General features: G+C 58.1%; 17 protein-coding genes. 2 read left to right on the forward strand and 15 right to left on the reverse strand.

Translation table 11 applies throughout. From position 1 onward, the window contains the following. Window positions 1–243: 243 nt before the first annotated feature. From ACYVIA_RS04080 to ACYVIA_RS04100, 5 genes are all read right to left on the reverse strand, one after another. Window positions 244–675, reverse strand: a complete 432-nt coding sequence (locus ACYVIA_RS04080) for an NUDIX domain-containing protein (protein WP_460838126.1) — start codon at window positions 673–675, stop codon at window positions 244–246. 21 nt (window positions 676–696) lie between these two features. Then, window positions 697–1563 carry an ATP-binding protein gene (locus ACYVIA_RS04085; RefSeq protein ID WP_460838129.1) on the reverse strand — a complete coding sequence of 289 codons (867 nt, stop codon included), beginning with the start codon at window positions 1561–1563 and terminating at the stop codon, window positions 697–699. Window positions 1564–1577: 14 nt separating this feature from the next. Then, window positions 1578–2816, reverse strand: a complete 1239-nt coding sequence (argJ, locus tag ACYVIA_RS04090; RefSeq protein WP_460838131.1) for a bifunctional glutamate N-acetyltransferase/amino-acid acetyltransferase ArgJ — start codon at window positions 2814–2816, stop codon at window positions 1578–1580. 232 nt (window positions 2817–3048) lie between these two features. Next, a complete protein-coding gene (gene secA / locus ACYVIA_RS04095) occupies window positions 3049–5814 on the reverse strand; it encodes a preprotein translocase subunit SecA (RefSeq protein ID WP_460838133.1) in 2766 nt (921 codons plus the stop codon). 266 nt (window positions 5815–6080) lie between these two features. Next, entirely contained in the window at window positions 6081–7034 is a 954-nt protein-coding gene (locus tag ACYVIA_RS04100; protein ID WP_460838135.1) for a M23 family metallopeptidase, read from the reverse strand. Window positions 7035–7280: 246 nt separating this feature from the next. On the opposite strand from ACYVIA_RS04100, the gene ACYVIA_RS04105 reads away from it, so the two are divergent. Continuing rightward, window positions 7281–7613, forward strand: a complete 333-nt coding sequence (locus tag ACYVIA_RS04105; RefSeq protein ID WP_460838137.1) for a DciA family protein — start codon at window positions 7281–7283, stop codon at window positions 7611–7613. A 61-nt stretch (window positions 7614–7674) separates the two neighbouring features. Here ACYVIA_RS04105 and lpxC read toward each other — a convergent pair whose 3' ends face one another. From lpxC to glpD, 9 genes are all read right to left on the reverse strand, one after another. Beyond that, window positions 7675–8610, reverse strand: a complete 936-nt coding sequence (gene lpxC, locus ACYVIA_RS04110; protein ID WP_460838138.1) for a UDP-3-O-acyl-N-acetylglucosamine deacetylase — start codon at window positions 8608–8610, stop codon at window positions 7675–7677. Between the two features lie 108 nt (window positions 8611–8718). After that, a complete protein-coding gene (glpK, locus tag ACYVIA_RS04115; RefSeq protein ID WP_460838140.1) occupies window positions 8719–10203 on the reverse strand; it encodes a glycerol kinase GlpK in 1485 nt (494 codons plus the stop codon). Window positions 10204–10318: 115 nt separating this feature from the next. Beyond that, entirely contained in the window at window positions 10319–12043 is a 1725-nt protein-coding gene (locus tag ACYVIA_RS04120) for an ABC transporter substrate-binding protein (protein WP_460838142.1), read from the reverse strand. A gap of 84 nt (window positions 12044–12127) precedes the next feature. Continuing rightward, window positions 12128–12412 (reverse strand): DUF2160 domain-containing protein, encoded by a 285-nt coding sequence (locus tag ACYVIA_RS04125; protein ID WP_460838144.1) that lies wholly within the window; start codon window positions 12410–12412, stop codon window positions 12128–12130. Between the two features lies 1 nt (window position 12413). After that, window positions 12414–13220, reverse strand: a complete 807-nt coding sequence (locus ACYVIA_RS04130; protein ID WP_460838146.1) for a carbohydrate ABC transporter permease — start codon at window positions 13218–13220, stop codon at window positions 12414–12416. Next, window positions 13217–14086, reverse strand: a complete 870-nt coding sequence (locus ACYVIA_RS04135) for a carbohydrate ABC transporter permease (RefSeq protein ID WP_460838149.1) — start codon at window positions 14084–14086, stop codon at window positions 13217–13219. The genes ACYVIA_RS04130 and ACYVIA_RS04135 overlap by 4 nt, the downstream gene beginning before the upstream one ends. A gap of 1 nt (window position 14087) precedes the next feature. Continuing rightward, window positions 14088–15173, reverse strand: coding sequence for an ABC transporter ATP-binding protein (locus ACYVIA_RS04140; protein WP_460838151.1), 1086 nt, complete (start codon window positions 15171–15173; stop codon window positions 14088–14090). A gap of 2 nt (window positions 15174–15175) precedes the next feature. Beyond that, window positions 15176–16282, reverse strand: a complete 1107-nt coding sequence (locus ACYVIA_RS04145) for an ABC transporter ATP-binding protein (protein ID WP_460838153.1) — start codon at window positions 16280–16282, stop codon at window positions 15176–15178. Window positions 16283–16317: 35 nt separating this feature from the next. Further along, complete coding sequence (gene glpD, locus ACYVIA_RS04150; protein WP_460838717.1) at window positions 16318–17883, reverse strand: glycerol-3-phosphate dehydrogenase; 1566 nt, start codon at window positions 17881–17883, stop codon at window positions 16318–16320. A 158-nt stretch (window positions 17884–18041) separates the two neighbouring features. Here glpD and ACYVIA_RS04155 point away from each other — a divergent pair, with 158 nt between their 5' ends. Further along, entirely contained in the window at window positions 18042–18803 is a 762-nt protein-coding gene (locus tag ACYVIA_RS04155) for a DeoR/GlpR family DNA-binding transcription regulator (protein WP_460838155.1), read from the forward strand. 55 nt (window positions 18804–18858) lie between these two features. Here the strand turns inward: ACYVIA_RS04155 and ACYVIA_RS04160 are convergent, their stop codons facing one another. After that, window positions 18859–19365 (reverse strand): redoxin family protein, encoded by a 507-nt coding sequence (locus tag ACYVIA_RS04160; protein WP_460838157.1) that lies wholly within the window; start codon window positions 19363–19365, stop codon window positions 18859–18861. Window positions 19366–19459: the final 94 nt, after the last annotated feature.

Raw genomic sequence — 19459 nt, forward strand, 5'->3', positions numbered from 1 at the left:
ATGACTTATAAAGAGTGCTGTGAAAATGGAAAACGAAGTGTCCATAAATGTAGACACTTCGATAGTAAAGAGAAGGGTTGTTGGCTAAAAATCCGGCTGGGAGCTCGGCCGGCGCCGGCTTGAGCAAAAATGTATTAAATTCGTTACAGCGTAATGAATCCAATACACTTCAGGCCGTCGGATATGAAAGAAGTGAAGAGGCATCTCAGTATCCGGCACAGATGACTCTTGGGGCAAAGCCCCTCAGAAAAGGCTCACCTGCAATTTGTCACCATACCGAAGCCTGTCGAGCCACTCCAGCAGAGGAACCGTAGCAGGCAGCAAGGGCTCGACGGCAACGCTGCCCTGCCAAGCAAACGCCTGCCCCTCCAGGCTCTGCGGCTCACCTTGCCAGTCACGACTGATATAGAAGTGCAGGCGGACGTGTGCGTGCGGATAGACATACTCGACGCCGCACCAGGGTTCAGCCGACAAGACCTGCATGCCGAGTTCTTCGAGAAATTCGCGCTTGAGCGCATCGAGGATGGCTTCTCCCGGCTCCACCTTCCCACCAGGAAATTCCCAGTAGCCGGCATACGGCTTGCCCTCGGGGCGCTGGCCGAGGAGGACGTCGCCATTGGGCTTCATCAGGATGCCAACGGCAACGTCAATCGGTGGAGCAGAAGAATTGGACATGAATAATACGAAAAGGCGCGCCTAGCTGCTGATCCGGCCCGCATGGTCTTTGGCGAACTGCCATGCGACCCGGCCGGAGCGCGACCCGCGCTGCAGCGCCCATCGCAATGCATCGGCGCGCGCCTCTTCAATCTGCTGCACGCTGCATCCGAAGTGGCGCAGCCAGTAGGCGACGATGTCGAGGTAATCGTCCTGCTTGAACGGATAGAACGACACCCACAGGCCAAAACGCTCCGACAGTGAAATCTTCTCCTCCACCGTTTCGCCCGGATGCAGGTCGCCATCCTCGGTATGGACGTAGGTCGCGTTATCGGACATGCGCTCGGGCATCAGGTGCCGGCGGTTCGACGTTGCATAGATCAGCACATTGTCGGACTGCGCCGTCATGCCGCCGTCGAGCGCAACTTTCAGCGCCTTGTAGCCGCTTTCACCTTCCTCGAAGGACAGGTCGTCGCAAAAGATGATGAAGCGTTCCGGCCGTCCGGCGACAAGGTCGACGATGTCCGGCAAGTCGGACAGGTCGTCCTTGTCCACTTCGATCAGGCGCAGGCCGTTTGGTGCGTGTTCGTTCAGGCAGGCCTTGATCAGCGAGGACTTGCCGGTGCCGCGCGCGCCGGTCAGCAGCACGTTGTTTGCCGGGCGTCCTTCGACGAACTGCTTCGTGTTCTGCATGATCTGCTGCTTTTGCGGCTCGATGTTGTGCAGGTCCGAAAACCCGATGCGGGCGATATGCGCAACCGGGTGCAGCGAACCGCGTCCGCCGGCCTTGCGCCAGCGGAAAGCGGTTGCAGCATTCCAGTCGGGCTCGCGGCCCGCATGCGGCAGCATCAGCTCAAGCCGGTCCAGCAGCAGTTCGGCCTTGGCGAGAAAGCGGTCGAGTTCGCTCATGTCCGAAACCGCAATCAGGAACGGTAGTCCGCGTTGATGCTCACGTAGTCGTGCGACAGGTCGCAAGTCCAGATCGTCGCGGTTGCGTCACCACGCGCGAGCCTGACGCGGATCGTGATCTCGCTCTGCTTCATCACGCGCTGCCCGTCCTCTTCCTTGTAATCCGGATTGCGGCCGCCGTTCTTGGCGACCCACACATCATCCAGGTACAGGTTCAGCTTGCTGACATCGAGGTCGTCGACGCCGGCATAACCGATCGCAGCGAGGATACGGCCGAGATTGGGATCCGAAGCGTAGAACGCCGTCTTCACCAACGGCGAATGGCCGATCGCGTAGGCGATCTTGCGGCACTCCTCGACGCTCCTGCCCTCTTCAATCGTGACGGTCATGAATTTGGTTGCGCCCTCGCCATCGCGAACGATCATCTGCGACAGTTGCTGCGACAGGTCGGTCACCGCCGCCGCGAGCGCCACGTACTCCGCAGAACCGATCTCGCTCACTTCCAGTTGGCCGGCGCCGGTCGCAATCAGCATGAAGGAGTCGTTGGTCGAGGTATCACCGTCGATGGTGATGCAGTTGAAGGATTTGTCCGCCACTTCCTTGACCATGTGCTCCAGCGCCGGCTGCGCCACTTTTGCGTCCATCGCCAGATAACCGAGCATGGTGGCCATGTTCGGCTTGATCATGCCGGCGCCCTTGCTAATGCCTGTCATCGTCACAGTCTTGCCGCCGATCATGACCGTGCGCGACGCCGCCTTCGGCTGTGTGTCAGTGGTCATGATCGCTTCGGCGGCGTTGTACCAGTTGTCCGCCTTGAGGTTCGCCAGTGCCTGCGGCAAACCAGCCTTGATGCGATCGACCGGCAGCTGCTCGAGGATCACGCCTGTCGAGAACGGCAGGATCTGCGACGGTTCGCATTCGAGCAGGTCTGCCAGTGCCGTACACGTGGCATTGGCGTTGGCGAGACCGGTTTCACCCGTGCCTGCATTGGCGTTGCCGGTATTGATGACGAGGGCCCGAATCGGCACCCCGGACATCCGGAGTCCCTCGAGGTGCGCCTTGCACACCTGCACAGGCGCTGCGCAAAAACGGTTCGTCGTGAACACCCCGGCCACGGTTGCCGTTGGCGCCAGCTTCATCACCAGCAAATCCTTGCGGTTCGCTTTACGCACGCCTGCTTCGGCGTGACCGAGTTCAATGCCTGCGACGGGTTTCAGGTTAGCAGCGACAGGGAGGGGAAGATTGACGGCCATAGGAGTTGGTTACATAAAAGGTGGGCGATGAAAAACGAAAGCTCGGGATAAATAGGAACGCTATTTTAAACGCATCAAACGCAGCTGAGAGGCCGCTTTTGCAGAAGGATTCATGCCGGGGCACCCGCCCTGCAAACGCATGCAAACAAGAAAGGGCAGGATGACCTGCCCTTCCCCTTGCCCTTTGCTTTTTCCCGTCACCGGCGCACACCGGCTGCGGGACCTCAATGCATCACGCGAGCCTGCCGTGGCACTGCTTGTACTTCTTGCCGCTACCGCACGGGCATGGATCGTTTCGTCCGACCTTCGGCATGGAATTGACCATCGGTTGCTGGCGCTGCTCGTCCGCGTCCTCGGTCGGCGCCAGCAATTCTTCCGGCGCAGCGTTAGGGTTGAAGTCGGCATGCTGGTAATGCACGTTCTCGACGTGCGGCTGCGCCATCTGCGCTTCGGCTGCATCGATCTCTTCACGCGACTGGATACGAACCGTCATCACGATACGTACCACTTCGTTCTTGATCAGGTCAAGCATCTGACCGAATAGTTCGAATGCCTCGCGCTTGTATTCCTGCTTCGGATTCTTCTGTGCATAGCCACGCAGGTGGATACCTTGGCGCAGGTGATCCAATGCAGCCAGGTGTTCGCGCCAGTGGGTATCAATGCTCTGCAGCATGACGCTGCGCTCAAAGCCCGCGAACGCCTCCTTGCCGATGATGTTGACCTTGGCGGCATAGCTCTCGCCTGACGCTTTCAGCACGCGCTCAAGCAGGTCATCATCCGCAAGGTTCGGCTCCGCCTCCAGCATGTGGGACAGCGGCACATCCAGCTGCCATTCATTCGCCAGAACCGATTCCAGTCCTTTGATATCCCACTGTTCTTCCATCGACTCGGCCGGGACATAAGTGCGGAACAGTTCGGTGAATACGCCGGTACGCAGCGAGGCAATCATGTCGGAGACATCCTGCGCTTCCAGCAGTTCGTTGCGCTGCTGGTAAATCACCTTGCGCTGGTCGTTGGCAACGTCGTCATACTCCAGCAATTGCTTCCGGATATCGAAGTTGCGAGCCTCGACCTTGCGCTGGGCCGACTCGATGGAACGGCTCACGATGCCCGCCTCGATCGGCTCGCCCTCCGGCATCTTCAAGCGATCCATGATCGCGCGCACGCGGTCACCAGCAAAAATGCGGAGGAGCGGATCGTCCAGCGACAGATAGAATCGCGACGAACCCGGGTCACCCTGGCGACCGGAGCGGCCGCGCAATTGGTTGTCGACACGACGAGATTCATGACGCTCGGTACCGATGATGTGCAGGCCACCGACGGACACGACATGGTCGTGCAGCGACTGCCACTCATCGCGCAGCTTCTGCGCCTGCGTCTGCTTTTCGTCGTCGGACAGCTTGTCATCCGCTTCGATGAACTGGATTTGCTTCTCGACGTTGCCGCCCAAAACGATGTCCGTACCGCGGCCAGCCATGTTGGTCGCAATCGTAATCATCTTCGGCCGGCCTGCTTGCGCGATGATCTCCGCTTCGCGCGCATGCTGCTTTGCATTCAGCACGTTGTGCGGCAGATTATTCTTGGTAAGGATTTTCGACAGCAGTTCGGAATTCTCGATCGAGGTTGTGCCGACCAGCACCGGCTGACCGCGCTCGTAGCAGTCCTTGATGTCGATGAGCATCGCGTTGTACTTCTCTTGCGCGCTCTTGTACACCTGGTCCTGACGGTCCTTGCGCTGGCTCGGCCGGTTTGGCGGAATCACGACCGTTTCGAGACCGTAGATTTCCTGGAATTCGTACGCTTCCGTATCCGCCGTACCGGTCATGCCCGCCAGCTTGCCGTACATGCGGAAGTAGTTCTGAAACGTGATGGATGCCAGCGTCTGGTTCTCGTTCTGGATCTTTACACGCTCCTTGGCTTCGACTGCCTGGTGCAGGCCGTCGGACCAGCGGCGGCCGGTCATCAGGCGGCCGGTAAATTCATCGACGATCACCACTTCGCCATTCTGCACCACGTAATGCTGGTCTTTGTGGAACAGCGTATGTGCACGAAGGGCGGCATACAGGTGATGGATCAGGGTGATATTGGCCGGGTCGTACAGCGATGCGCCTTCCGGCAACAGGCCCATGCGGGTGAGTATCTGCTCGGCCTTTTCATGGCCCGCTTCAGTCAGCAGGACCTGGTGTGACTTTTCATCCTTGGTGTAGTCGCCGGGCACTTCGACCTTGCCTTTGCCATCGGGAGTTTCTTCGCCCACCTGCAGCGTCAGCAACGGCGGGACCTCATTCATCTTGACGTACAGGTCGGTGTGGTCTTCTGCCTGGCCGGAGATGATCAGCGGCGTTCTCGCTTCGTCGATCAGGATCGAGTCCACCTCGTCGACGATGGCAAAATTCAATCCGCGCTGCACACGGTCACCTGCATCATAGACCATGTTGTCCCGCAGGTAGTCAAACCCGAATTCGTTGTTGGTGCCGTAGGTAATATCGGACGAATAGGCGCGCTGCTTGTCGTCATGCGCCATCTGCGACAGGTTGATGCCGGTCGTCAGGCCAAGCCATCCATACAGTCTCCCCATCCACTCGGCGTCACGTTGCGCCAGATAGTCGTTCACCGTCACGACATGCACACCCTTCCCGGACAGCGCATTCAGGTACGCAGCAAGCGTCGCCATCAGCGTCTTGCCTTCGCCGGTGCCCATCTCGGCAATCTTGCCGTAATGAAGGACCATGCCGCCGATCAGCTGGACATCGAAGTGGCGCATTTTCAGAACCCGCTTGCTGGCCTCGCGGCACACTGCAAACGCTTCCGGAAGAAGCTGGTCAAGCGTGGCGCCTTTGGCGATACGCTCCTTGAATTCCTGCGTCTTCGCCTGCAATTCGGCATCGGACAGCTTCTCCATCGCCGGCTCCAGCGCATTGATTTCGCGGACGGTTTTTTGATATTGCTTGATCAGTCGTTGATTGCGACTGCCGAAAATCTGGGTCAGTAATGACATGCTTGAATTCTTAAAATGGCGCCGCGAAATCGCATTTGTCGCTCTCACATCTTCGCGGAGGCCGGACTTTTGGCTAAATTGCAGATTTTATCATGCAGTGCCGTGGGTGCCGCCCGATCTGGAATTGGAAGGATAAAAGATTGCGCATGGGAAGCAAACACCCGGACCGGATGCCTTCGACATGCGTCACTGCAGGGGAAGATGAGGATTGACGTTAATAAAACAACCCGGCCCCGTCGGATTTTCCGGAGGCCGCAGGGTGGTGATTATTTGTTGAGTGCCAAAACTGCCAGTTTTGACTGGTCGGAGCCTGCGGCTAGGAACTTCTGCGGATTCTGCTGCACACCCTTCACCAAGACCTCGAAATGCAAGTGCGCTCCTGTGGAACGTCCCGTAGAACCGATATCTGCTACATGCTGGCCGCGCCTGACGATGTCGCCCACTTTGGATAATAGGCGCGACGCGTGGGCATAGCGGCTTACAATGCTGTTGCCGTGATCGATCTCGAGCATGTTGCCGTACTGCGGATGATATTCAGCGGTGATTACAACGCCACCGGCTGCCGCAACGATTGGCGTGCCGGTCGGAGCGGCAAAATCAATGCCTTCGTGAAATGCCTGACGCCCGGTAAACGGATCATGTCTCCAACCGAAGCTGGAGGCGTTATAACCGACATTGACTGGCTGAATGGTAGGCAGGAGCCTCGATTGAATCTTGTGATTCATCAGAGCTGACTCAACCACGTTCATGTAGTCGGCACGATGTTCTACATTGACTGCCATTGCATCGAGCAACTCCTTGAACTCGTGCATGCTCATCGGCTCGCTCTTCTCGGCTGGCCGCTCAATGCCGCCGCGCCCGGGCAACTCCTTGAAATTGAACTCCTGCGGCTTGACACCAGCCAAACCCTGCACACGCTCCCCCAGCGCATCCAGTCGCATCAGTTGCGCCTGCATTTCGCCGAGTTTCATTGCCATTGCGGCGAGGTTTTCTTTTACGTAGCGATCCTTCTTATTGACGTCATCCCTGGTAGCAGAGGCAACAACTTCACGTACCAGCGGGAGATCAAGGTCGGCAGCGTGGCGAAACGTCAGGTAGTACAGTAACGACGCAGCCATGATGACGGAGACAACGAACACTACTGCCATCAACATCAAATGCCAGCGCGTCAGTGTGAGCGTCTTGGCATTGAAGCGAGGATGCAACAGAATGATTTGCATTACAACTCCTCCGATTCGTCCATCTTGGATGAGGTGTGATAAGGTTCGAGCATGAGTCGCCCCTCCTCATTTCTTTCCTTTCAGCAACGCCTCCAGTCTACACGTGCCCCACGGAAAATCGGAGGCGGTGTTACAGCTGTTACAGGTGTTACAGAGTTTCTACGCTCGCATGACAGACTTGCTGCACTGTTACCGGCCGTTGCGCGAATTGCAAATTTGCAGAGAGAGTGCGCTGCAATTCTCCCCATGTTATTTGATGCATGTTCTGTAATGCAGTTCGAAGCAGGGAACTTGGTGCTTTCCACTCCAAATGCAGCTCTTGCGGCAAAATTGAAACAGCAGTTGCCAAAGTTGCAAGAAAATTTGCTTAAACGGGGCTGGCAGGTTAACGCAATACGAATCAAAGTGCAAGTTGGAAAGATTGCCGAAAGGAAAACACCGCAGAAGCAGCTTGTCCTGCCTGATCAGGCACTTACGGCTCTAAGCGACCTCAACAATTCCCTGCACGATTCGCCACAGAACCAGGCGCTGAAGAACGCTGTCGCCGCAATGATCCAGCGACATTGCAAGGAGCGCTAAACGAAACACGCTCCGGGAAAGTCGGGGAAAAGGCTTGGTGCCTTTTCAGATTTATCCGGCGTCAAGCAAACGCCCATTCCTGCCCCGCTTGGCGCACATAAGCGCCCGGTGCAGTATCAATTGAATCGAATGTAACAATCTCATAGGCATCCGGTTGCGCGAGCAAGGCGCGGAGCAACTGATTATTGAGCCCATGGCCGGACTTGTGTGCAACATAGCTTGCGAGCAGGGGATGGCCGACCAGGTACAAGTCGCCAATCGCATCCAGAATCTTGTGGCGGACGAACTCGTTGTCATAACGCAACCCGTCTGGATTCAGGATCCGGTACTCATCCATTACGATCGCATTTTCCAGCGAACCGCCGCGGGCCAATCCCATGCCGCGCAAGGTTTCCACGTCTTGCATGAAACCGAACGTCCGGGCACGCGCGATCTCGCGGATGTAGGACTCGGAACCGAAATCGACTTCGGCCGTCTGGCCGGTACCATCGACTGCCGGGTGATTGAATTCGATGAAGAATTTCAGCTTGAAGCCATTGTAGGGCTCGAGTCGAGCCCACTTCTCTTGGGCGCCCTGCCCCTCACGCACCTCGACCGGCTTTTTGACGCGAATAAACTTCTTCGGTGCGTTTTGCTCCTGCAGTCCAGCCTGCTGCAGCAGGAAGACGAAGGTGGAGGCCGAGCCATCCATGATCGGGATTTCTTCAGCGGTCAGGTCAACATAAAGGTTGTCGATCCCAAGTCCGGCACAAGCAGACATCAAGTGTTCAACCGTTGAAACCTTGGCGCCGTCTTTGTTTAGTGTGGATGCCATGCGGGTATCCCCGACGCCATTGGCAGAGGCGGGCAAGTCTACCGGTGGATTGAGATCCACGCGACGAAAGACGATACCGGTATCCGGCGCAGCCGGGCGAAGGGTCAACTCCACCTTGGTCCCGGAATGCAATCCGACGCCGGTGGTCTTGACAAGTTCTTTGACAGTGCGTTGCTTGAGCATTGTGGGAGTATAGCAACTAACCCGCGAGTCATTTGCACGGATGACTCCGCTGTTGGGCATACACCACGTAAAAGCCTCAATTAAGCATCACTTACAAACCGAAGCTTGTCATTCCAACCACTGCTGCGCTCGCTGTACGGCACGTCTCCACGTGGTGAGGCGTTCCGACCTTTCGTCGACTGACATGGACGGCTCGAAGCGCTTTTGTACCTGCCACTGCGCCGAAATTTCCTGCTCGGAGCTCCAGAAACTGATCGCAAGACCCGCGAGGTACGCCGCACCAAGCGCGGTGGTTTCCGTCACGACTGGCCGTACGACGGGCACCCCAAGCACATCTGCCTGGAACTGCATCAACAAGTCGTTACGCGCGGCCCCTCCATCCACCCGCAGCTCGCTCAAGGCGATGCCGGCATCCTTCTGCATCGCGTCCAGCACATCTGCGCTCTGGTAAGCGATGCTCGCCAGCGTCGCTCGCGCAATATGCGCCTTGGTGGTGCCGCGGCTGATGCCGACAATGGTGCCGCGCGCGTAGGCATCCCAGTATGGCGCGCCAAGTCCGGCGAATGCCGGCACGACGAATACGCCTCCGGTATCCGGCACGCTGGAAGCGAGCGCCTCTACCTGGGCAGAACTTTGAATGATGCCCAGTCCATCACGCAACCATTGCACAGCGGCACCGGCGTTGAACACGCTGCCTTCGAGCATGTAGGCCGATTGCCCGCCAACTGTCCAGCCTACCGTTGTCAGCAGGTTATTTCGGGAAGCGATTGCCTGTGAACCGGTATTCATCAGCATGAAGCATCCGGTGCCATAGGTATTCTTTGCCATGCCGGGCTGATGGCACGCCTGCCCGAAGGTGGCCGCCTGCTGGTCGCCTGCGATGCCCGCGATCGGAATTGGAGCGCCAAACAATTCGGCCGACGTGTGGCCGACAACCCCGCTGCTTGCCACCACTTCCGGCAGCAGGCTTCGCGGGACATTCAACAGAGACAACAGTTCGTCGTCCCACTGCATCGTATGAATGTCGAACATCAGCGTGCGTGATGCGTTGCTCGTATCGGTGGCGTGCACGCCGCACAGCTTGTAGATCAGCCAGGAATCAATCGTGCCGAAGGCCAGTTCGCCGCGCTCGGCGCGTTCTCGTGCGCCAGGCACGTTGTCGAGCAGCCATTTGACCTTGGTGCCTGAAAAATACGCGTCGAGCACAAGGCCGGTTTTTTGCTGAAAAAGCGCCTCCCGCCCCTCTTCACGCAGCGCATCGCACAACCCGGCGGTACGGTGATCCTGCCAGACGATTGCGTTGGCAATCGGTTCGCCGGTGCGGCGGTCCCAGATCAACGTAGTCTCCCGCTGATTAGTGATGCCGATGGCAACAATGTCGGCAGGCCGCGTGTCAGTCTGACGCAGGACCTGCCGTGCGACAGCAAGCTGCGAGGACCAGATCTCGTTCGCGTCATGCTCGACCCAGCCGGAATGCGGGAAGATCTGCCGAAACTCCTGCTGCGCGATGCCGCGCAACTGGCCGGCGTGGTCGAACAGGATGGCACGGGAACTGGTCGTTCCCTGGTCGAGGGCAAGGATGTACTTGGTCATGGTGCGCAGGATCTCGGTAACGTGGTCTTGCAGTAATCTGAATGGTCAACGATGCAGTGCTAACCTGTAAAAAGGGCGCGGCACACGCCGCGCCCGCCTGTGGCTGGGGGTGATATTACTTCACGCGCCCTTCCTTCCATGCCTGAAGGAGCTTGTCATAGGCAATCGTCTCGCCTTTCGGTTTCTCGTTCGCCAGTTTCTTCCATGGCGCGCCGTTGTCCGACAAGTACTTGCCCGGATCTGCCTTCGCATTGAGCTTCGGTGCGCAGTTCTTCATGCCGGCCCGCTCCAGGCGTGCCATCACCTGGTCCATTTCATCGGCCAACGAGTCCATCGCCGCCTGTGGCGTCTTCTCGCCGGTCACAGCGGTGGCAACGTTCTTCCACCACAACTGCGCGAGCTTCGGATAATCGGGCACATTGGTTCCCGTCGGCGTCCAGGCGACGCGCGCCGGGCTGCGATAGAACTCGATCAGGCCGCCATACTTTGCTGCATTCTTGGTGAAGTACTCGTGGCGGATATCAGAGTCACGCACAAAAGTCAGGCCAACGATCGATTTTTTCAGCGATGTTGTCTTCGCATTCACGAACTGCGCATACAGCCACGCGGCTGCCTTGCGGTCGTCCGGCGTGGATTTGAAGAACGTCCATGAGCCGACATCCTGGTAGCCGTTCTGCATGCCCTCCTTCCAGTACGGGCCATGCGGTCCCGGCGCCATGCGCCATTTCGGCGTGCCATCCTGATTGATGACCGCCGATGCCTTGGTCATCGGCGCAGTGAATGCGGTGTACCAGAAAATCTGCTGCGCAATCTCGCCTTGTCCCGGCACCGGACCTGCTTCCGAGAACGTCATACCGTTTGCTTGCGGCGGCGCGTATTTCTTCATCCAGTCGACATACTTGGTGAGTGCATACACGGCGGCGGGCGAGTTGGTTGCGCCACCGCGAGCAACGGATGCGCCGACCGGAGTGCACTTGTCGGCCGCCACACGGATTCCCCACTCGTCCACCGCGAGACCGTTCGGAATGCCTTTGTCCGCAGTACCCGCCATCGACAGCCACGCGTCGGTGAAACGCCAGCCCAGTGACGGATCCTTCTTGCCGTAGTCCATGTGACCATACACTTTCTTGCCGTCGATTTCCTTCACATCGTTAGTGAAGAAATTGGCGATATCTTCATACGCAGACCAGTTCACCGGGACGCCAAGCTCATAGCCATACTTGGCCTTGAATTTTTCCTTCAGGTCCTTGCGCTCGAACCAGTCCGCGCGGAACCAGTACAGGTTGGCGAATTGCTGGTCGGGCAGCTGGTACAGCTTGCCATCGGGGGCGGTAGTGAAGCTGGTGCCGATAAAATCCTTGAGGTCCAGATTGGGATTGGTGAATTCCTTGCCTTTGCCCGCCATGTAATCCGACAGCGGTTCGATTGCACCGTAGCGGTAGTGGGTGCCGATCAGGTCGGAGTCGGAAATCCAGCCGTCATAGATGCTCTTGCCGGACTGCATGGAAGTCTGTAGTTTTTCGACGACATCGCCTTCCTGAATCAAGTCGTGCCGAACCTTGATACCGGTGATTTCCTCGAAGGCCTTGGCCATCGTTTTCGATTCGTAGACATGGGTATCGATCGTTTCAGATACCACATTGATTTCCTTGACGCCCTTGGCCTTCAGTTTTTGGGCTGCGTCGATGAACCATTTCATCTCGTCGAGCTGCTGCTGCTTGCTCAGCGTCGACGGCTGGAATTCCTGTGTTATCCACTTCTCCGCTGCCTTCATGTCGGCCCAGCTCGCGCCGGAGGCGAGCATGGCGGCAGCGGCCAATGCTGTTAGTCGTAGTCTCATATCTCCACCTTCTTGTTGTTTTCCTTCCCATAGAATCGAACACGCGACGGAGGGAAGGTTAACCGCCGGGCGCTGCGACATCAGTCACCCCCAACGCATCACAATCAGCAACACTACAAATCCAACTGCCGCACCGATCCACTGATCCAAATCAGTAAGGCCGGCCCACGCAAGGTTTACATAGGCCGCCGTCAGTAGGCCTATGAAAAGACGGTCGCCGCGCGTCGTGTGGATCGGCAGGAAGCCCTTGCGCTCAAGGCTTGGCGACTTCATCTGCCAGATCGTCATTCCTGCCAGCATCGCTGCAATTGCAGTGAAGAAGATGGCCACCGGCGGCGTCCACGCCATCCATGAAAACGTTTCTTCCATGTCAAACCCTCCCCATGGCAAATCCCTTGGCGATGTAGTGCCGCACGAACCAGATCACCAGTGCGCCAGGCACGATGGTCAGCACGCCGGCAGCGGCCAGTACTCCCCAGTCCATGCCGGCGGCGGACACGGTGCGCGTCATGGTGGCAGAGATCGGTTTGGCACTGACGGAGGTGAGCGTGCGTGCGAGCAGTAACTCGACCCAGCTGAACATGAAGCAGAAGAACGCGGTGACACCAATGCCGGACTTGATCATTGGCAGGAAAATCTTCACGAAGAATTTCGGGAAGCTATAACCGTCAATATAGGCGGTTTCGTCAATCTCCTTCGGGATGCCGGACATGAAGCCCTCGAGAATCCATACCGCCAGCGGCACGTTGAACACCATGTGCGCGAGTGCGACTGCGAGGTGCGTGTCCATCAACCCGACCGTGGAGTACAGCTGAAAGAACGGCAGAAGGAACACGGCCGGCGGCGTCATGCGGTTGGTCAGCAACCAGAAGAACAGGTGCTTGTCGCCGAGGAAGGAATAACGCGAGAACGCATAGGCGGCCGGAAGCGCCACCGCTACCGACAACACCATGTTGATCAGCACATAGATGATCGAGTTAATGTAGCCGTCGTACCAGGACGCATCGGTGAAGATCGTCTTGAAGTTGTCAAACGTGAGGTTGGCCGGCCACATCGTCAGCGCGCCAACGATTTCTTCGTTGGTCTTCAACGACATGTTGAGCATCCAGTAGATCGGCAGCAGAGACAGCAGCAGGTACAGCGCCAGTACCGGCCGCGTAAGGAATTTGCTCATCATTTCTTGTCTCCCGTGCCGACACGCTGCATCCAGTTGTACAGCACGAAGCAGAACAGCAGGATGATCAGAAAGTAAATCAATGAAAACGCTGCCGCCGGCCCGAGGTCGAACTGTCCGACCGCTTTCTGCGTCAGGTACTGCGACAGGAATGTGGTCGCATTGCCCGGCCCACCGCCGGTAAGTACAAACGGCTCGGTATAGATCATGAAGCTGTCCATGAAGCGCAACAGCACGGCGATCATCAGCACATTGCGCAGCTTGGGCAACTGGATGAAGCGGAACACTGCCCAGCGTGATGCGCCGTCGATACGCGCAGCCTGATAGTAGGCATCGGGGATCGCGCGCAGGCCGGCGTAGCACAAGAGCACGACGAGCGGCGTCCAGTGCCAGATGTCCATCACCAGAACCGTCAGCCAGGCGTCCAGAGAATCGCCGGTGTAGTTATAGGAGAAGCCCATTCCGTTGACCGCATAACCGAGCAGGCCGATATCCCCGCGGCCGAAAATCTGCCAGATGGTGCCGACGACATTCCATGGAATCAGCAGCGGCAGTGCAATCAGCACCAGCGCCATCGACGCGCGCCATCCCTGCGCCGGCAGGGTCAACGCTATCAGAATGCCAAGCGGAATTTCGATGGCGAGCACGGACAGCGAAAACAGCAATTGCCGGTACAGTGCGCCATGCAATTCGCTGTCGCGCATGACGAGCTTGAACCATTCGGTGCCGACGAATACATGCTGCGTTGGACTGAGAATGTCCTGAACCGAGTAGTTGACGATTGTCATCAGCGGCAGGATCGCCGAAAACGCGACGCAGGCAATGACGGGAAGGATCAGGAACCATGCACGGTTGTTGTAGGTTTTCATCTCACGCCACCCGCTTGTCGTTGACGTAATACAGCGTGCGCTCCGGTGGCAGTCGCAGCCAGACCTGTTCACCGGGGTCGGCATGGAGTTGCCGCAGCTTCCCGGCGATCGTGTGGTTGCCTAGCTTGAATTCCGCCAGGCAGTGCGTGCCGAGATTGCGCACGGAGAGCAAGGTTGCTGCGGTGGTGTCTTCGCCCTCCTCGAACGCGCACTCGACAAACTCGGGCCGGATTCCCATTTTTACGTTTCCATTGGCACCGTTCAGTGCGGCACGCGCCGTACCGGAAAGCGGAATGCTGGCGCCCTCGAGCGCCGCCACTTCGCCGTCGATCGCGCAGGGAAGAAGATTCATACCGGGATTGCCGATAAAGTAACCGACGAAGGTATGCTCCGGAGTCTCGAACAACTGCTGCGCCGTTCCGGCCTGCACGACCTCGCCCTGCGTCATCACCACGACCTTGTCGGCAAAGGTGAGCGCCTCGACCTGGTCGTGCGTCACATAGATCAGCGACAGTTTCAATTCGCGATGGATTTCCTTGAGCTTGCGCCGCAGTAGCCACTTCAAATGCGGATCGATGACGGTCAACGGTTCATCAAACAGCACCGCCGCCACGTCTGGGCGCACCAGCCCTCGACCGAGGGAGATCTTTTGCTTTGCGTCCGCAGACAGGCCGCTGGCGCGATGCTTGAGCACGCTGCCAAGATCGAGCAGCTCCGCCACTTGTTCGACCCTGCGGTTGATGTCGGCGGATTTCCAACGCCGGTTACGTAATGGGAAAGCGAGATTGTCGAAGACTGTCATCGTGTCGTAGATGACAGGGAACTGGAATACCTGCGCAATATTGCGCGCTTCAGGAGGCAGGCTCGTGACGTCCTTGCCGTCAAACAGCACCCTGCCATGCGAAGGTCGCACCAGGCCGGAAATGATGTTCAGCAAAGTCGTCTTGCCGCAGCCGGACGGGCCGAGCAATGCATAGGCGCCACCATCTTCCCATTGCATAGACATCGGACGCAGTGCATAGTCGGCCGGGCCGGCAGGGTTTGGCTTGTATGCGTGCGCCAGTTCGACGAGATCGATGCGAGCCATGCCTAGTTTCCTTTCATGGACTGTTCTGGCGCATGCAGCAATGCGCCATCTTCCGAAAAGAGAAGGAATTCATCCGGTCGGCAGTACAGGCTGCACAACGAGCCCAATTCGGGGTCGTACACCCCCGAAAGCTGCGCAACCAGGGCGATGCCGTCACGATGTGCGTGCACGAAGGTCTCCGATCCGCTGATCTCGGCGAGGTCCACCTCCGCATCGATAGCGATTTCATCGGGATGGCGACGCATCAGGTGCAGGCTGTGTGCGCGCAGGCCAAGGACAATATGCCGGTGATGCGACGCAGCTCGCCGTTGCGCAGCATTCAGTGGAATGCTTAGTCCTCCTCCGGCATGGGCATGGGCAATGCCGTCACCGTCAATCTCCGCTTTGACCAGATTGATCGGCGGGTCGCTGAACGTGCGTGCGACCTGGATCGAATTTGGCGCATTGAAAACGTCGATCGTCCTGCCCTGCTGCAGCAGGCGTCCCTCATGCAGCACAGTGACATGACCTCCGAGCTGAAGTGCCTCCAGCGGTTCCGTGGTCGCATAAACGACGGTTGTGCTTCCGTCGGCGAAGAGGTCGGTCAGTTCGCGCCTGAGCTCTTCACGCAGCTTGTAATCCAGATTCACCAACGGCTCATCAAGCAGCAGCAAGCCGGCGCCCTTGATCAAGGCCCGTGCCAGTGCAGTGCGCTGCTGCTGGCCGCCGGACAGTTCCGCCGGCGAGCGTTGCAGATAGGGTGTGATGTGCAGGCGCTCCGCCATGTCATTCACGCGCTTTCGCACTTCTGCTTCGGGAACGCGCTGAATGCGGAGCGGAGAGGCGATGTTGTCGTAAACGGTCAACGACGGATAATTGATGAACTGCTGGTACACCATGGCGAGATCGCGCTCGCGCACGGACACGCCGGTCACATCTTGTCCCTCGGCGAGAACTCTTCCGCTCGTGGGGCGGTCCAGGCCGGCCATTAAGCGCATCAATGTCGTTTTGCCTGCGAGCGTCGTACCAAGCAGAACATTAATCGCGCCCGGCACCAGCGCCATCGAGAGCGGGTAAATATGGTCGTCCGCACCATATTTTTTTCCGACATTTTCTAATGCCAGGTGCACTGTGCCTTCCTCCTATATTTTTTATGTGCGCCGGGCTAGGTTTGCTGGCACATTCGCTGGTATGGCTGGTCCGTCCGGTGGGAGCGTATCCATGCGTCGAGCCTAGCGTCGGTGCCCTGCGGCAAGTGGAGACCCAGTTTGGAGCGTCTCCATAGTATGTCCGCTGCCGTGCTGGCCCATTCGAGTTGCATCAAATAATCGATTTCCGCTTCGTACAAACCGGGCGCGATTTCGTCACCCATGTCGGCGATTTCCGTTCGGCCTGCGAGCAGCATGCCGGTTCGCGTGCCATAGGCGCGCGCATAGCGCGCAACGAGCGCCCGCGGAAGCCAGGAATACTTCTCCTGTAGGCCGTGCACATAACGGTCAAATTCCAGGACCGAGCGGTTATTGGGCCGCATGCCGTACAGGTCACCGCCGGGGAGGCAGGCATGCTCGGTCCATGGACCGGATCGTGCCGACACCAGGTCGGCGATCATGTCGACGGCCTCTTCCGCCAGTTTGCGGAATGTCGTGATTTTCCCTCCGAACACGGACAGCAAAGGTGCGCCACTCTTTCTATCAAGCTGCAACCGATAATCACGCGTAACGGCGGAGGCGCTGGAGGCCTCGTCCTCTACCAGTGGCCGCACGCCGGAATAGGACCAGACGACATCGGACGGGGTGATCTGCGCACGGAAATAGCGACCGGCGAGGTCGCAAAGATAGCTGATCTCGTCCTGATTGATGGCCACGGAATTGACGTCGCCCTGATAATCGAGATCGGTCGTGCCGATCAGCGTGAAATTCTGTTCGTAAGGGATGGCAAAGACGATGCGCCCATCCGGATGCTGGAAGATATAGGCATTAGGATGATCAAACAGGCGCGGCACAACGATATGACTGCCTTTGATGAGCCGCAGCGACTTTTCGGATGGCCGCTGCAACGCAGTTTGCAGGAAGTGCGCGGCCCACGGGCCAGCGGCATTGACGAGGCAGCGCGCCCGCACTGTCATGCTGCGGCGACCATCGGGACGCAGCTCTGCGATCCATTGCTCCCCTTCGCGGCGGGCGGAAATGCAGCGCGTATGGGTGAAAACGCGCGCGCCGCGGTCGGCGGCATCCACAGCGTTCAGCACGACCAATCGAGCATCATCGACCCAGCAGTCCGAATAGACGAAGCCGCGCGAAAACTCGGGTTTGAGCGGCCTGCCGGCGTCATGTTGGCGCAAATCGAGCCCGCGTGAGCCCGGCAATAGCTCGCGCCGTGCAAGACTGTCATACAGGAAGAGGCCGGCTCGCAGCATCCATGCAGGCCGCTGGCCTTTATCGAACGGCATTACGAAACGCATCGGCCACATGATGTGCGGCGCTGACCGCAACAGTACTTCGCGTTCGATCAAGGCCTTGCGCACGAGCCCGAATTCATAATGCTCGAGATAGCGCAAGCCGCCGTGAATCAGCTTGGACGATGCCGAGGAGGTGTGCGACGCAAGATCGTCCTTCTCGCACAGCACCACCGACAGGCCACGTCCCGCGGCATCCCGCGCGATACCTGCACCGTTGATGCCACCGCCGACGACCAGCAGATCGCAGTCGATGTTGTCCTGCCTTTGCTCCATCTTGTTCTCGCAGCGCTCAGGGAATAGTTGTAACATGAGAAACGCTACAATACGTCATAAATAGAAATAAAAGCAACAAATTTTATCACCGCATTTGTTCGTTTCTTTTCGTTTTTAATTATATTGAGAATGTTCAGATGGCTGAAGGGAGAAATGGAATGACGCTTAATCCACGTCAACGTCGCTTGCTGGATGTCGTCAGGCAACACATGACCATGTCAGTGGAAGAGCTCGCGCAACAGCTGGACGTGACGCCTCAGACCGTGCGCCGCGACGTGAAGCTGATGGAAGAAGCGAAGCTCCTGGCCCGCTATCATGGTGGGGTTGGACTGCCGTCCTCGGTGGAGAACATCGATTACAGCCAGCGCCAGGTCCTGAACATCGATGCCAAGCGGCGCATTGCCCGGGCCGTCGCCAAACAGGTGCCGGCCGGTTGTTCCCTGCTGATCAACATCGGCACCACCACCGAGGAGGTTGCGCGTGCACTGGCGCACCACCAAGGGTTGCACGTGGTGACCAACAACCTCAACGTTGCGGCAACGCTTGCGGACAATCCGAAATGTGAAGTCATCATCGCCGGCGGCGTGGTGCGCGGGCGCGACCGTGGCATCGTCGGCGAGGCCACCATCGACTTCATCCGCCAGTTCAAGGTCGACATCGGGATCATCGGCATTTCCAGCATCGAACCTGACGGAACGCTGCGTGACTTCGACCCGCGCGAAGTGAAAGTGGCTCAGGCGATCATCGAACAGTCGCGCGAAGTCTGGCTGGTGGCGGATTGCGACAAATTCGGGAGACAGGCGCTGGTGCGCATGGCGCATGTATCGCAAATCGACATGCTGTTTACCAACGCACGTCCGCCGGAAGAACTGGCAAAAGTATTGAAGGAAGCGCAGGTAAAAGTGGTGATCGCTCCCTGAAGAAAAAACGGCGCATCACGCGCCGCTCTTGTTTTTGCTGTACGACCTCCGCGTCTCAGCCAAGCTGGGCAAGCAGGGTTTCCGCGTTCGACACCTCAAATTTACCCGGCTGCTCGATGTTGAGCTGTTTGACGACACCGTCCTCGACGAGCATCGAATAGCGCTGCGAGCGAATCCCCATGCCTTTGGCGGTCAGGTCGAACTCCAAGCCGAGCAACTTGGTAAAGGCGGCGCTGCCATCAGCCATCATGCGGACGATGCCGGTTGCTTTCTGGTCGCGCCCCCAGGCGCCCATGACGAATGCATCATTGACCGAAATGCACCATATCTCGTCGACACCCTTCGCCTTCAGCTTTTCGGCGTTCGCAACATAGCCAGGCACATGCTGCGCGGAGCAGGTGGGGGTGTATGCACCGGGCAAACCGAAAATGGCAATCTTCTTGCCCTTCGTCAGGTCGCTGACCTTGAAGGTATTCGGGCCGAGAGAACATCCCTCCGTAGCGACTTCGATGTATTCCGACAGTGTTCCTTCGGGCAGGCGATCACCGATCTGGATAGTCATATTGGACTCCTCTTCTCTGATGTTGTAGGCATGTTGCCGGCAGCTCTAGCAAAGCGCCCTCGGTTTCCGTCATGGAGCATTTCGCAGGCGCCAA

This window comes from Noviherbaspirillum agri (assembly GCF_054780595.1).